Consider the following 14593-nt stretch of genomic DNA (forward strand, 5'->3'; position numbering starts at 1 on the left):
CGGAGTTTAGATCTTATTCACGTTTCTCTCAGAAAAGGGGAATCGCAGATCTCCCCTGGGGCGGATCGGAGAAGGCAGGGGTAGCGGGGGATGGAGAGGTTCCGGCTGGATGATTAGTCAGCGTAATGCATTTGTTGACATCCTCACCGGGGTGAACCCACGGTGATTCCCAAACCTCACGATTTGGGTTTCTGCTTCCTAGCACCTGCCTTCCGGGACTTGCTCCCCTCCGGTCTTACGGTCGCTCCACAGACTGACACGGTGTGTCCCACCGCCAAGATGTTCTTTGCCGCGTTCACATCCCGATCATGGTGACTGCCACACTTCGGACAATCCCACTCTCGAATGCTCAGCGGCAATCGCTCTACGACATGGCCGCAGTTCCCACAGCGCTTAGAGCTGGGAAACCAGCGATCGATCTTCACCAACTCTCGCCCATACCACAGGGCCTTATAGTCCAGTTGGCGAATCAGCTCACCCCAGCCCGCATCGCTAATGACACGGGAAAGCTTGGGGTTCTTGACCATGTTCTTCACTGCCAGCGTCTCGACCGCGATCGTTTGATTTTCACGAATCAGTCGAGTCGTCAGCTTGTGAAGATGGTCTTTCCGAGAATTAGAAATCTGTTGGTGAATCCGCGCTACCTTGAGTCGAGCTTTGTCTCGATTACGAGAGCCCTTTTGCTTGCGGCTCAGAGCCTTTTGGGCTCTGCGAAGTCGTCGGTAATGCCGGTCAAAGTGCTTGGGATTGGCGACCTTTTCCCCGTCACTCAGGGCGACCAAGCTGGTAATCCCAGCGTCCACCCCAATCGACTGGTTAGAAGCCTCCAGTGTGAGATTCCGAGGATCGTCAAAGCGGAGGCTGATGTACCACTGACCAGACGGGTTCAGTCGTACAGTCACCGTGGAGGGCTCAGCCCCCTCGGGAATCCGCCTGGACCATCGAATGTTCAATGGTTCTGGGCTTTTAGCCAGAAACACCTGACCCTGTTTCCATTTGAAAGCAGACTTTGTGAACTCTGCACTGCCACCATTGCGCTTCTTCTTGAAGTTCGGATAGTTTGTCCGACCGGTAAAGAAGTTAGTGAAAGCCGTTTGCAGATGTCTCAGTCCCTGCTGAAGAGGAACGCTGCTTACTTCATTGAGAAACTGGAGGTCTTCTTGCTTTTTCCACTCCGTCAGCTTCGAAGAGGTCTCGGCATAGCCGATTCTCTCTTGTCGCTCATACCAAGCTTCAGTCCGTTCTGCCAGGGCTCGGTTGTAGACCAGCCGAACACAGCCCAGTGTCCGACGCAAGAGATTCTCTTGCTCGAAGGTGGGATAGAACCGGTAGCTGAAGGCTTTTTCCATATCTCACGTTCTAACATTTCTGCTGTGAAACCTGCTTGTTTTAATGGCAATGTCGAGGGCATCGAGCCCCGCTCAATTGCCGCTCCTATCCCTCCCTGCCCTGAAACGGCGGGGTCTCTCGGAGGCTTCTGATGAAGCCAGTTTATATAGTAGTGGCAATGGCTGTTGTTGGAGCGCAGCGTTATGTTTCGGTTGTTGGCCCCGATAGTGGAAGCGGTGCAGCCGTTTTTGGTGCCGATTTGCTTTGTGAGTGCCTGGCTGATTGTGATTTTAGCGGTTTGGAGTGTGTTCACGGCGACGCGGGATGGGGTGCGGCGATCGCAGCAGTTGCACCAGATTCCCTGTACGCGGTGCCAATTTTTTACGGCGGACTATCGCCTGAAGTGTACGGTGCGGCCCCAGGCGGCGCTGACGGAAGAGGCGATCGGGTGTGGGGATTTTGTGGCGGGGGAGGATGCGATCGCGGATTTGGCGGGCGATCGCCTCGGGCCTCGAAGCCGCCGGTGGTGATCTCAAGAGCCCAATAAAAAAGCGATCGCAAGCCGTCAGAGGGCGCGATCGCTCAAAAAGCCTAGCGGGAGACGCGAAAGCAGCTAAGGCTCGGCTCTCCCGACGCTGGCTCTAGGACTGCCTTTTGGGCTTAGCCCTCGCCACCTTCCCCACCAGCGGCGGGAGACTCGGTTGCGGCAGGAGACTCAGTCGCAGCGGGAGACTCGGTTGCGGCAGGAGATTCCATAGCGGGAGACTCGGTTGCAGCGGGAGACTCCATAGCAGGAGACTCGGTTGCAGCGGGATCGGTGCCTTCGCCGGTGGTGCTGCAAGCGGCTAAGGGGGCGACTAAGCCCAGCGCCATCAATAGTGCAATGGATTTAGATTTCATGATGTTTCCTCACGTTAACCACACAGTTTAATCAGAGCGTCTTTCGGCGTTTTCGCGGTAAAAAACAGCATTGAGGTAAAGTCAATGCAGAGTTTTTGACAGCGCGTAACGTTTTATCTCAAGATTTGTGCTCCATGTTTACTCTAGAGCACAACTGAAAATTCGCATATTCCTACTTTGAACGAAGCGCTCACCAGCCATTGTTGAGCGGTTTTTTGGCCAGTCTCTGGCAATGCCAGGGGCGATCGCTCATCCCACGCCGGAGCGAGTCTAGGCAAATATTGGCCTGAAATCCCCTCTAGCGCATTGGTTATAGCGCTAGGCAGCGACGGCGATCGCCCGCCTGCACCTCTATCGAGATCCACTCCCAGCCTTCTATTTCAAGCGTCCTGAGCGACTTTGACATCCTCACCGGGGTAAACCCACGGTGATTCCCAAACCTCACAGTTTGGGTTTCTGCTTCCTAGCACCTGCCTTCCGGGACTTGCTCCCCTCCGGTCTTACGGTCGCTCCACAGACTGACACGGTGTGTCCCACCGCCAAGATGTTTTTTGCCGCGTTCACATCCCGATCATGGTGACCGCCACACTTTGGACAATCCCACTCTCGAATGCTCAGCGGCAATCGCTCTACGACATGGCCGCAGTTCCCACAGCGCTTAGAGCTAGGGAACCAGCGATCGATTTTCACCAACGCTCGCCCATACCACAGGGCCTTATAGTCCAGTTGGCGAATCAGCTCACCCCAGCCCGCATCACTGATGACACGGGAAAGCTTGGGGTTCTTGACCATATTTTTTACCGCCAGCGTCTCGACCGCGATCGTTTGATTTTCACGAATCAGTCGAGTCGTCAGCTTGTGAAGATGGTCTTTTCGGGAATTGAAAATCTGCTGGTGAATCCGCGCGACCTTGAGTCGAGCTTTGTCTCGATTACAAGAGCCCTTTTGCTTGCGGCTCAGAGCCTTTTGGGCTCTGCGAAGTCGCTGATAGTGCCGGTCAAAGTGCTTGGGATTGGCGACCTTTTCCCCGTCACTCAGGGCGACCAAGCTGGTAATCCCAGCGTCCACCCCAATCGACTGGTTAGAAGGTTCCAGCTTCAAGTCTCGAGAATCATCAAAGCGGAGGCTGATGTACCACTGACCAGACGGGTTCAACCGCACAGTCACCGTCGAGGGCTCAGCCCCTTCTGGAAGCCGCCTGGACCATCGAATGTTCAATGGCTCAGCAGACTTTGCCAAGAACACATTGCCGTTCTTCCACTTGAAAGCAGACTTCGTAAACTCTGCACTGCCACCATTGCGCTTCTTCTTGAATTTCGGATAGTTTGTCCGACCGGCAAAAAAGTTCGTGAAGGCCGTTTGCAGATGTCTCAGTCCCTGCTGAAGAGGAACGCTGCTTACTTCATTGAGAAACTGGAGGTCTTCTTATTTTTTCCACTCCGTCAGCTTCGAAGAGGTCTCGGCATAGCCGATTCTCTCTTGTCGCTCGTACCAGGCTTCAGTCCGTTCTGCCAGGGCTCGGTTGTAGACCAGCCGAACACAGCCCAGTGTCCGACGCAAGAGATTTTCTTGCTCGAAGGTGGGATAGAACCGGTAGCTGAAGGCTTTTTCCATGATTTACGTTCTAACATTTCTGCTGTAAAGACTACAGACTCTAATGGCAATTTCGAGGGCATCGAGCCCCGCTCAATTGCCGCTCCTATCCCTCCTCGCCCTGAAACGGCGGGGTCTCTCGGAGGTTTCTGATGATTTTTTCGATCGACAATCTGCTGACTCCTGAGGAAGTGCAGGCGCTCACCCACCGCCTGAGCGACGGCAAATTTATCGATGGCAAGCGCACTGCCGGCTGGCACGCTCAGCTCGTCAAAAACAATACTCAGCTCGATCGCGAAAGCGAAACCTACAAAGCCTTGGTAGAAGAGGTGCGCGAGGCGTTTCAGAGCAATTTCTTATTTCAAATTGCCGTCCAGCCCAAGAGGATTCATTCGCTGCTGTTTAGTCGCTATGAGGCGGGCATGTCCTACGGCAGCCATACCGACAATGCCCTGATGGGCACGCCCGCCCAACGCAGCGACGTTTCTATGACGCTCTTTTTGAGTCCGCCGGAGAGCTACGAAGGGGGGGAGCTAGTGATCGAGGAGATGGGGGGCGATCGCCCTTTCAAGCTGCCCGCCGGATCGGCCATTGTGTATCCGTCGTCTACCATGCACCGCGTCGAGCCAGTCACCAGCGGCATTCGTCTAGCCGCTGTGGGGTGGACCCAGAGCCTGGTGCGCGACCCGGCCCAGCGCGAGATCCTGTTTGAGCTGGACACGGTGCGCCGGGCCGTCTTTGAGCGTCAGGGCAAAACCGTCGAATTTGACTTGCTCACCAAGAGCCACACCAATCTGCTGCGGATGTGGGCCGAGCCCTAGGCCTTGACACTGGCTACGTGGTGGTGCATGGCCTCTCGCAAGACCTCCTCGATGGGCCGCGGCTGCCAGCCCAGTTCGCGGCGCGCTTTGTCGGCCCGGACCCGCACGCAGCGATCGTAGACGTAGTGCACTCGCTCGCGGCTGAGGGGCGGCTGCCACGAGAGCAAGCGCCCCACCGGATCGAGGACATTGCCCACAAAGCGCACCAGGGCCTCGGGCGCTTCCTTGGGGGCCGGGATGCCGGTTTCTCGGCTCAAGAGGGCAAACATCTCCCGGGTGGTCAGCTCCCCTGCCGAGATGATGTAGTGAGCGCCTGAGGGGGCCTTTTCGTAGGCCAAGAGCATCGCTTCGACTAGGTCGTCTACGTGGACGATGCCAGTGACGCGATCGCCCCCGGCCCACAGCTTGAGTCCCCCCTTGGCAAACTGGCGCATTACCGGCCCGAAGTGCGGATCATCTGGCCCAAAAATGCCCGAAGGCATGACGCTCACCGTCGAGAGGCCCTTTTGGCCAAACTCGTCTACGAGGCGCTGGGCTTCGTACTTGGTGCGATCGTAGGCGGACGAAAACCCTTGCTGGGTCCGCTGGTAGGTTTCATCGATGACCTGACCCTGGGTATCGCCGTAGACGCCGATGGTGCTGCAATAGACGAACCGCTGCACCCCCGCCGATTGGGCTGCTTCTAGAACGGCCCGCGTTCCTTCGACATTGACCTGAGCCATCTTGGCGGCATCCACAATGCCAAGCTCGACGTAGGCAGCCAGATGAAAGACCGCTTCGACCCCCTGCATGGCTGCGCCGAGGGCTGAGCGATCGCCAATTTCACCGTAGGCAAACTCCACGGGCAGATCTGTTAGCCGATCTAGGGAACTCGACTTGCGAACGTAGGCCACGACTTGATGGCCGCGCTGAAGCAAAGCTGTGACCAGGTGAGACCCCGTAAAGCCGCTCGCGCCGGTAACCAGTGCTTTCATAAACAAACGTTTGTGTTTTTAACCCGTTGCGATCGCCCTAAAGCGCTTTTTCATAAATGCGATAGGTCTTGTAGCGCTGGCCGCCCGAAGCCTCCACCAGTCGCCGAGACGGAAAATTGTCTTCGTAAATCCAGGACATTTCGGCCTGCTTGTAGGCCTTGCCCGGCTTTTGGGCCCCTTTCATGGTCAGGTGCATCAGCCCCAGGGGCACCAGCTTGCGACGGTGCTCCGGCAGAGCGCAGATGGTCAGCACGCGGCCCTGATTGATTTTGCGGCGGAACCACAAAAACTTGAGGAGGCCGATCCAGTCGAGCTTACCGTTGACGCGCTTGAGCGGGATGTTGTAGTCGGGCAGCCCCATGACGAAACCAATCATTTCGCCCTCAAGCTCCGCGATGTGGAAGACGTCGGGGTCCACCAGGCTCTGGAGCGATCGCGCCTCTTCGAGAAATTCTTCCTCGGTGCGGGGCGTCGAGCTCCAGTTATTCGAGAAGGCCTTGGTAAAGAGCTGATACAGGGCGCGGCAGTCCGCCTCAAAGGCGTCTCCCTTCAGGCTTAGGGGCCGGAACTTGACCCCCGACTTGCAGGCGATCCGATAGCCCTTCTCGAACTCCGGCGACAGGGTGCCTTCCAAGGAGAGCAAATAGGCGTAGGCGTCTTTGGCTTTTTCCCAGCCGTCGCGATCCATAAACGCAGGATAGTAGGCCGGGTTGTAGGGCATCATCACCATGGGCGGCGAGTCAAAGCCCTCGACTAAGAATAGACAGTTATTGTGCGTCGACAGATCAATGGGTCCACGGATACGGGTCATTCCCTGGTCCCGGAGCCACTGACCGGCGGCATTTAGCAGCTCCTGGGCAATCTCAAAGTCATCAATACACTCGAAAAAGCCAAAGAGGCCGAGGGGGAGGCCTTCGCGTTCAATGAGACGGTCATTGACGGCGGCCACCACTCGGCCTACGGCTTGGGGTTTGCCCTGGTAAGGGGCGATCGCTACAAACTGCTGCAGCCGACCATAGGAGAAGAAGGGATTGCTCGGCTCAAACTGCTTGGCAACTGAGCTGCGCAAGGGCGGGACCCAGTGCGGATCGTTTGCATAAACGCGGTCTGGAACCTCCAGGAAAAGCGCTTGGTCTTGGGGCGTTGTGACGGCCCGAATCTCACACTTCGCTGTTGTTTGCACCACGACATTTCAGCTCTCTAATATCTCAGCTCGATCAAAGCTCCGTCCCCTTGAGGGCAGCCAGCAACCCTAGGCGCTGATCGTCGGCTTGTACATGCGATCGCGCGTTGCCGTCATCGCCGTCACCAAGCGATCCATCTCCTCCTTGGTGTGGAGCGAGTTCACCGTCACCCGCATCCGGGGCTTGGCAATGAACCAAATCGGGGACACCCAGATGCCGTACTCATCCAAGAGGCGGCGCGCAAACAGCTTGGGGTTAATGTCTGCTGGCAAGATCACCGGCAGCACGTTGGTTTCGCCCCAGACGTCAAAGCCCTGCTCGGTGAGGCGCGATCGCAAGTAGCGCGTGTTCTCTTGCAGCTGGGTCACCAGCTCCGGATGCTGGCGGACTTGGCGAATGCTCTCCAGGGCAGCCGCCGTGGTTGGCGGTGGCAGGGAGATCGTGCCGATCGAGCTAGGCGAGACGTTCAGCAGGGGCTTCAGCTCGGCCACGTGGGTGCTGATCGCGGCTCCCGCTGAGGCAGCAAACTTCGAGAAGGTCGTCATGATCAGCGGCATCACGCCCCGATCGATGGCGTCTTGGGGCAGCAAGTTGAAGTGCTCATAAATACCACGCCCCGTCGCTCCGATGGCGCCGCTGGCGTGGGCTTCATCCATCACCAGCGTGCTGCCTTCGTAGTGGCTCATGATCTCCAGCATGTCGGGCAGGGGCGCCACGTCGCCGTCCATGGAAAAGACCGCGTCGGAGATCACCATGATGCGATCGTCTGGCTGGGCATAGCGGCGCAGCTTGCGGGCCATGTCTTCCATATCACAGTGGCGGTAGGCGCGAACCCGTACTCGCGGGCTGTGGCCAAATAGCTTGCCCGATCGCGTCCCGGCATTGGCGATCGCCGACACGATGCAGCCATGGTTTAGCACATCCGACAGAATCAGCGTCTCGCGCGTGTTTTGGAAACCAGGCACCGGGATCGCCAGATGGCAAAAGGCATCCATCAGAGCCTGAAACGCCATCCACGCATTGAGAAATAGCTGGGTATGGGGCAAATGCTTGAACGCAGAAATCTCATCTTCGAGCTGGCGATGGAGATCGATCCGCCCGCTCAGCACCGAACAGGAACTATTCGAGGTTCCATACTGCCAGATCGAATCCACCGCAGCCTGACGGACAGCGTCGTTCTGCACCAGACCCAGGACATCATTGGTGCAAAACGTCAGCACCTTGCGCCGCTCACCCGAGGGAGGCAGTTCAATGTCAACCAAATTGCCGTTGCGTCCGTGGCAGATATATTCGTCGGGATCCAGACCGCTCTCATACCAGCGCTGGACATACTCTTTTACAACTTGCACAGTAAACTCCCCTCACCTTGAGTTCTCAAATCACCGATGCCCTCTGGCTCAGCAGATGTACTTTCCTAGCAAGGTATCCGATACCCCCATTTAAGACAACGATGGTACGGGATCCCGATTGCGCCCCCAGGGACAGAACCTCAGCCCAGGGCTCACTCAAATATTGATGAAACTTGCATCCGTGCTGGCCTAGGAGACCGACACTTCAGCGTCCTTGTTCCGAGCGGGCGATCGATCGCTCTCGGGGGCGATCGCCTGCTCCGACTGCCGCAAAATCAGCCGCTGCACCGCAATAATCGCCGGGTTAATCTCCACATAGCGCCGCTGAGGCTCCTTGAGGTAAGTCTGCTGCTCACTTTCCATCATTTCGATGTCCTGGCGCAGAAACTTCATAAAGACATAGTTTTCTAGGATGTGCTGCAAAGCGGGCCGGGCCGAGTTGATCAGCCACTGGGGCAGCCGCACCTTCAAGAAGAAGTAGGCAAAGGAGCGGCTCTCAGTGGGGCTAACCGGCAGGCGCATTAAGTATAGAGAGGAAACGTTTTCGAGGTTGCTGAAGTAGTGGGGATAGCGGTACTGGACTGAGATGATTTTGGTGGTGGTGTCTTTGGCCTGGTCGGTGAGGCCGAGGAATTTGGCGAGCTTGCCTCTGTAGGAGACTTGGTAGTCGGCGATGACAGAGCCGTCGGTTTCCCGGAGCTTCACGAGCTGGGGATCAAACCAGCCCTGGAGGTTTTCGTGCAGGAAGCCATGGAAGACGTCCATGGAGTTTTCGTTGCAGATGGAGAAGTGAGCCTTGAAGTGGCCGGTGACAGGCACCATGAGGTAGCCGGGCTGATCAAATTCGGCGATGTGGGGGACGGGGGTGGTCTCCGCAAGGGCGGGATCGCCGGGAAAGATCCACAAAAGGTTGTAGCGATCGCAAATCGGGTAGCTGCGGGCCTTGGCGCAGGGGAGTTTTTGGCTGGGGGGCAGGTAGGGAATTTTGGCGCATTCGCCCTGGCTGTCAAATTCCCAGCCGTGGTAGCGGCAGGCGAGGTTTTGGCCAAGGACAAGGCCCTTGTGCAGGGCGACGCCCTTGTGGGGGCAGGCGTCTTCGAGGGCGTGGACGTTGCCCTCGGTGTCCCGATAAACGGCGATCGCCTGCTGCCAGACGGTGACAGCGATGACCTGCCCTGGCTTGAGGCGATCGGACCAGGAGACGGCGTACCAGTGGTTGGGATTGATGCCGGCGTCTCGGACCGAGTTGCGGACTTGCTGGCTCTTTAAGGTAGTTGCGAGTTCCATAAAATTCCCCCTAACGAAAGGCTGGGATGGGGACGATCGCAGCGGCTGGGCGGTCACGCAGATGCAATCGTGCGCTTTAGCCCAGCCTACAGTTGAACGCTGAGTTTGTTGGGCGATCGCCCCTGCGGCGTCTCTCCACCGCTCCCAGGATATCTGGCCCCTTGCCAACCTGGCATCACCAAGGTGGAGCAATGGTGAGGCAATCGGGACCGTGGGTCGCCTAGGCTGGATCTAGGGCGAGGCGGTTCTTTGGGAAGTGCGGGGCTTCGGTATAGTGGCAACAGCCAATTTTAAGGATTATGGGGAAAACCATTCAGCTAAGCGTGCTGCTGGCGGCGGGCGCGATGACGACGATGGCAGGCGGAGTCGTAGCGCCGGTCCTGCCAGACATTATTCGGCAACTTCAGATCGAACCGACGCTGGCCGGCAATTTGGTCAGCGCTCACTGTCTGACGATCGCGCTGTTTAGCCCCCTGCTGGGGGTGGTGGCCGATCGGGTGGGACCGCTGCGGGTTCTGGTGCCGTCTTTGGTGGCCTATGGCCTGGTGGGAGTGGCCGGAGCCGGTATGGAGAGCTTTTGGCCGCTGCTGGCGACGCGGGCACTGCTGGGAGCGGCGGCGGGGGGCATCGCGGCAGCCAGCCTGGGCATGCTGGGCAATCTCTATGAGGGAACGGAGCGATCCCAGGCTCTGGGCTATGCCACCAGCACGCTGACGGTGGCGGGGATCGCCTTTCCGCTGCTGGGGGGGCTGCTGGGTTCCTTGGGCTGGCGGTATGCGTTTTATCTGTATGGGGTGGCGATCCCGCTGGCGCTGGTGGCGGTGAGTGTGCTGCGCAATGGGCAGTCGGCGCGATCGCCCAAGACTCCAGCGACTCCCAAAGGAATGGGTGCTACCTTGAGCGATCCGCCGGTGCTCCAGATCCTGATCGCCCTGGCGCTGGCATCGGTGTCTATGTACGCAGTAGTCATCTATGCGCCCCTCTATCTAGAAGCGATGATCGGCGCAGGGCCTGAGATTAACGGGATTGTGCTGGCGGCCCGGGCGATTGGTGCTGCGGTGGTTTCAGCGCTGGCCGCCCGACGCCTAGCCCAGAAGATCGGGACATCGAAGGCGATCGCTTTGGGCTTCGGCCTGATGGCCCTGACCCTGGTTACGATTCCCTTTTTGAGCACGCTAGCGGGGATTTTGCCCGCGGCGATCGCCTTTGGCGGCGGTTTTGGTCTGGTTTTACCCAATCTGTACAGTATTTTGGCTGATTTATCCCCGCCAGATCAGCGCTCCACGGTTTTAGCCGCGGGCACCGGCACGAGCTTCTTGGGGCAATTTTTGTCACCGATTTTGCTCGGGCCGACGCTGGCCTTGGGAGGTCTTGAGGGCGTCTTTTATGGCGCAGGGGCGATCGCGGCGATCGCAGGTATCAGCTGCCAGCTCTTGATCCGCCCGGTGCCTAAGCCGCGCTAGCAGGGCTGAGATGCCAGTTGTATGAATTTGCCATAGCCTTGGGACAGTTCCAGCGCCTCCCGGGCTCGGTCTCGAAAGCATCCAGCTTCCTCTGAGAGCGATTTTGACGCCGATCGCCGTCGCCATCCGCTGCGCTACTGGCTCAGCGCGCCGACCCAAAAAAATTAGACCCGCGCGATCGCCCTAGGAGCGATCGCAGCCCTGGTCCTGCTTATCTTGCTAGCCGCCGTCTCCGGGCAAGCGCACCTCTTGCAGCACCGTCAGGCCCGCCAAGAACTGCCGGTCCTCGCTCAGGTGCGGGAACTTGAGCTGCGAGTCTGGAATGCCGCGATCGAGCTGGCGGCGGCGTAAAATCCCAAAGCTACCCGGCGCCAAGATCCGCAAACGGGGTGGCGGCACGAAGTTACTGGGACGCTTGAGGGCGTAGGACTTGTTTTCCGCCTGCAAGAGGCGATCGCACCGGTCCAAAAAGCCCTGGGGATCCGCCAGACTTTCCCCCGCCGCCAGCTCCACATTGATCAAATAGTGCGCCGGAATCACATCCTCCGAGAGCGTAATGCAGAAATCTTCCAGCACCACCCCAAACTCTTGCTGCAGCGTCTGCATTACCCGCGTAATGTGGTACTCCGTCGTTTTCTCCGTCGTCGAAGAAATCATGCCGCCCCGGCGATAGCGGAACACGATCAGCGGCGTCTTTTCATAGAAGCCCACCACCTCCACCACGTCCCCAATGTCGTAGCGGTAGAAGCCGCTGTAGGCCGTCGTCAGCAAGCGGTAATAGCCTCCCACCTGCACCTCTGTCGGCAGCAGCGTCTTGGGATGGGCCTCCTCCCACTGGTCCGGCGCAATAAATTCAAAAAAGCCGCTCTCCAGGGCCAAGACGCTGCCGTCGGTATCCACATCGGGGTACACGCTAAAGGTCGCCTCCGCCGACGAGTACACCGCCCCAAACACCGGCGTATCGCCAAAGTAGGCCAGGAAGCGCTCAAAGTAAAAGTCCGACGTCCCGCCCCGCGCCGTCCCAACAAAGGCTAGCTGCGGCCACGCAGCCACCGGCGTCAGCCGACCATCGCGCTGGATCGCCACTCGCAGCTCCTGGGCCCGGACCGGGTCTGGTACGCAGCGCTTTTCGAGTTGCTGGCGCAGCTCGGGCGACAGATCCAGCCAGCTCGCCAGTTCGCCTTTTTCGATGTCGCGAATCAGCTGGTCCGCATACTCTTCGAGGTAGCCGCAGGTCCGCAGGACCAGCATGGGGAAGTTGGCCAGCAGACCGCGCATCTGGCGATCGCGCAGCGCAAAGAGCAGGCACACGTAGTGGCGCGTCACGCTGTCCCCCGGCAGCAGCGTCTCAAAGGGATGGGCAAACAGCTGGCTGTAGAGCAGCTTGCCCATGCGCAGCACCCCCACGCTGGCGTGGCCGTAGTCGATGCCCGTCGGCGTCTGGCCGAGGAGCTGCACCGAGTTGGTGGTCAGCACCCGGCCAAAGGATCGCCCCCGCGCCGCCAAGCCGTCCGCCAAGAAACCAATTGACGCCAGATTTGCCCGCTTGAGGGAGTTCTGAAAGCGCTTGGTCACGGGAATTAGTTTTTGCACCCCCGTCGAGCCGCTCGTCAGGTTGAAGTAGGCGATCGGGTCTGCGGTCAGGACATTAGGTTCACCGTTGAAGGCCCGCTCTGTATAGGCCTGGTAGGTGCTGTAGGGCCAGATGGGAACCTGCTCGCGAAACTGATCAATGGTTTTGATGTCGCTGAGACCAAACTTTCGCCCGAGCTCGGTCGTTTGCTGAACGCGCAGCAGCTCCATCAAAAAGCGCTCTTGGGCAGCTTCGGGCTGGCGGGTTTGGGCGACGAGGCGATTTTTGGCGCGGCGCGCAATGGCCAAAACAAAGGGGGAGAGGAAACGGTTCATAAGGTGTTTTGTCAAGACGAAATAGGGGCGATCGCTTCAGTCAAAGCGCGATCGCCCGTTCAAGCAATCTGCAACCTTTTTACCCCAGCGGTGAGGGTTCGAGAAGTTCGGTGCAGACCAACCCAAGGGCCAAGATTCTGCTCGGTTTTGGGGACGTTCTATCGAAAATTGACGCCAACCATGAAGAACCTCACAAACTTGGTTCGTGATTTCACCGATTTCTGCGCGAAGCCCTCCTAGGGGCCAGAAATAAAAGTTGCGTGGATATTCTGAAGAAATTCCGGCTTGTCTCGATGAAACTATAGACAAATCTGAAGAATGCGCTTGAATAAAGCCAAACAACTAGGGGGCAACTAAGTTCGTTTGGTCTTCTGGTCAAATAAAGCATCCTTTCAGATGAGTGGACTGCCTGGTCTAGGGGGCTTATAAGACCAGGCTCTTTTTTTGGGATTTTTTTGTAGCCACTATCTAAGATTTAGCTGCCAGGGAGAATGCTTGACATTCTCCCTGAGCTGTTTTTAGGGGATCAGGCAGCAGGCTGGAGCTCGGCGGTGCGGACCGTGAGCTGCTGGGGGCGATCGCCTCGCAGCACTTTGAGCTTCAGGGGCTGTCCCACCCGGCTATTTTCCACAAAGCGCTGGAGCTGATCGGCGCTGACGATGCCTTGGTCTTCGATCTGTACGACGACGTCGCCGCGCCGCAGGCCAGCATTAGCGGCGGGCGTGTTGGGCAGCACGTTCATGACCAGGACGCCATTCACCTCCGGCAGCGCCACCATGGCGTTGGGGTTTTCGTTGTTCTCGCGGGCGAGGCGGGGAGTCAGGGTGGTCATCTGGATGCCCAGGTAGGGATGGACGACTTTTTCGCCCCGCACCAGTTTGGCCGAGATTTCCTTGGCTTTGTTGATGGGAATGGCAAACCCGATGCCCATGGCGTCAGCCCGGATGGCGGTGTTGATGCCAATGACTTCGCCTTGTTCGTTGAGCAGGGGGCCGCCGGAGTTACCGGGGTTGATGGCGGCGTCGGTCTGGATAAAGTCTAGGCGCTTGTCAGCGATGCCGACTTCGGTGCTGGAGCGCTTGAGGGTGCTGATGATGCCGAGGGTGACGGTGTTGTCGAGGCCCAGGGGATTGCCGACGGCGATCGCCCAGTCTCCCACCTGCACCTGATCGGAGTTGCCGAGGGTGGCCATGGGCAGGGCATCGGAGGCGCTCGTTTCGATCTTCACCACTGCCAGGTCGGTGACTTCATCAACGCCCCGCACCTGACCATCAAAGGTGCGCCCGTCCTTGAGGGTGACGGTGACGCGATCGGCTTTGTCGACGACGTGGGCGTTGGTCAAGACAATGCCGGTGCGATCGATGATGAAGCCCGAACCCTGGCCCCGCAGGCGCTCTTCGCGCGGCATCTGGGAAAAAAAGCGATCGCCAAAGAACTGCCGCAAAAACGGATCGTCCATCATCGGATCGAGACTGCGGGTAATCGTCCGCTCGGTATCTAGCCGGACCACCGCTGGCCCCACTTGATTCACGGCCGCGGCCACAAAGCTAGTGCTGCGGCTGATGGGCGTCGGACTACTTTCTGTCTCCAGGGGCGACGCCTGGGCCCCGGCCCAAGGCCCCCCAGCCAAGGTCAGCAAGACACACAGTGCACTCACGACCAGACAGGCACCAAGCCGTCTCATCCAAGCAGGTTGGGGACGTTGGATTGGAAATCGCATAGCATCAACCTTTCATTGATCCTTTCACACGTTCACAGGCAAGCGCTGCCTCAGAGATCGCTCCT

General features: G+C 58.4%; 11 protein-coding genes and 1 pseudogene. 3 read left to right on the plus strand and 9 right to left on the minus strand.

The window, feature by feature from the left end:
- Nucleotides 1–176 precede the first annotated feature (176 nt).
- Complete coding sequence (locus GEI7407_RS15265; protein WP_015173103.1) at nt 177–1349, minus strand: RNA-guided endonuclease TnpB family protein; 1173 nt, start codon at nt 1347–1349, stop codon at nt 177–179.
- Between the two features lie 183 nt (nt 1350–1532).
- Here GEI7407_RS15265 and GEI7407_RS15270 point away from each other — a divergent pair, with 183 nt between their 5' ends.
- Nucleotides 1533–1859, plus strand: a complete 327-nt coding sequence (locus tag GEI7407_RS15270) for a hypothetical protein (protein WP_015173104.1) — start codon at nt 1533–1535, stop codon at nt 1857–1859.
- A 130-nt stretch (nt 1860–1989) separates the two neighbouring features.
- Here the strand turns inward: GEI7407_RS15270 and GEI7407_RS21715 are convergent, their stop codons facing one another.
- Nucleotides 1990–2229, minus strand: a complete 240-nt coding sequence (locus GEI7407_RS21715) for a hypothetical protein (RefSeq protein WP_015173105.1) — start codon at nt 2227–2229, stop codon at nt 1990–1992.
- A gap of 441 nt (nt 2230–2670) precedes the next feature.
- A pseudogene (locus tag GEI7407_RS15280) lies at nt 2671–3843 on the minus strand (RNA-guided endonuclease InsQ/TnpB family protein).
- A gap of 131 nt (nt 3844–3974) precedes the next feature.
- Here GEI7407_RS15280 and GEI7407_RS15285 point away from each other — a divergent pair.
- A complete protein-coding gene (locus GEI7407_RS15285; RefSeq protein ID WP_015173106.1) occupies nt 3975–4643 on the plus strand; it encodes a Fe2+-dependent dioxygenase in 669 nt (222 codons plus the stop codon).
- Here GEI7407_RS15285 and GEI7407_RS15290 read toward each other — a convergent pair.
- The 4 genes from GEI7407_RS15290 to GEI7407_RS15305 form a co-directional block, all read right to left on the minus strand.
- Nucleotides 4640–5617, minus strand: coding sequence for an NAD-dependent epimerase/dehydratase family protein (locus tag GEI7407_RS15290; RefSeq protein ID WP_015173107.1), 978 nt, complete (start codon nt 5615–5617; stop codon nt 4640–4642). The genes GEI7407_RS15285 and GEI7407_RS15290 overlap by 4 nt on opposite strands.
- Nucleotides 5618–5654: 37 nt before the next feature.
- Entirely contained in the window at nt 5655–6803 is a 1149-nt protein-coding gene (locus GEI7407_RS15295; protein WP_015173108.1) for a hypothetical protein, read from the minus strand.
- 66 nt (nt 6804–6869) lie between these two features.
- On the minus strand, nt 6870–8150 hold the full coding sequence (locus GEI7407_RS15300) for an aminotransferase class I/II-fold pyridoxal phosphate-dependent enzyme (protein ID WP_015173109.1): 1281 nt from the start codon (nt 8148–8150) through the stop codon (nt 6870–6872).
- 189 nt (nt 8151–8339) lie between these two features.
- The gene (locus GEI7407_RS15305; RefSeq protein WP_015173110.1) at nt 8340–9437 is read right to left on the minus strand and encodes an aromatic ring-hydroxylating dioxygenase subunit alpha; all 1098 of its coding nucleotides are present in this window, start codon (nt 9435–9437) and stop codon (nt 8340–8342) included.
- 299 nt (nt 9438–9736) lie between these two features.
- On the opposite strand from GEI7407_RS15305, the gene GEI7407_RS15310 reads away from it, so the two are divergent.
- Entirely contained in the window at nt 9737–10900 is a 1164-nt protein-coding gene (locus GEI7407_RS15310; RefSeq protein WP_015173111.1) for an MFS transporter, read from the plus strand.
- A 219-nt stretch (nt 10901–11119) separates the two neighbouring features.
- Here GEI7407_RS15310 and GEI7407_RS15315 read toward each other — a convergent pair whose 3' ends face one another.
- Together GEI7407_RS15315 and GEI7407_RS15320 are read right to left on the minus strand one after the other, a co-directional pair.
- Nucleotides 11120–12808 carry a GH3 auxin-responsive promoter family protein gene (locus tag GEI7407_RS15315; RefSeq protein ID WP_015173112.1) on the minus strand — a complete coding sequence of 563 codons (1689 nt, stop codon included), beginning with the start codon at nt 12806–12808 and terminating at the stop codon, nt 11120–11122.
- A gap of 526 nt (nt 12809–13334) precedes the next feature.
- Complete coding sequence (locus GEI7407_RS15320; protein WP_015173113.1) at nt 13335–14492, minus strand: HhoA/HhoB/HtrA family serine endopeptidase; 1158 nt, start codon at nt 14490–14492, stop codon at nt 13335–13337.
- Nucleotides 14493–14593 lie beyond the last annotated feature (101 nt).

The sequence above is a fragment of the Geitlerinema sp. PCC 7407 genome (genome assembly GCF_000317045.1).
Taxonomy (GTDB): Bacteria; Cyanobacteriota; Cyanobacteriia; order PCC-7407; family PCC-7407; genus PCC-7407.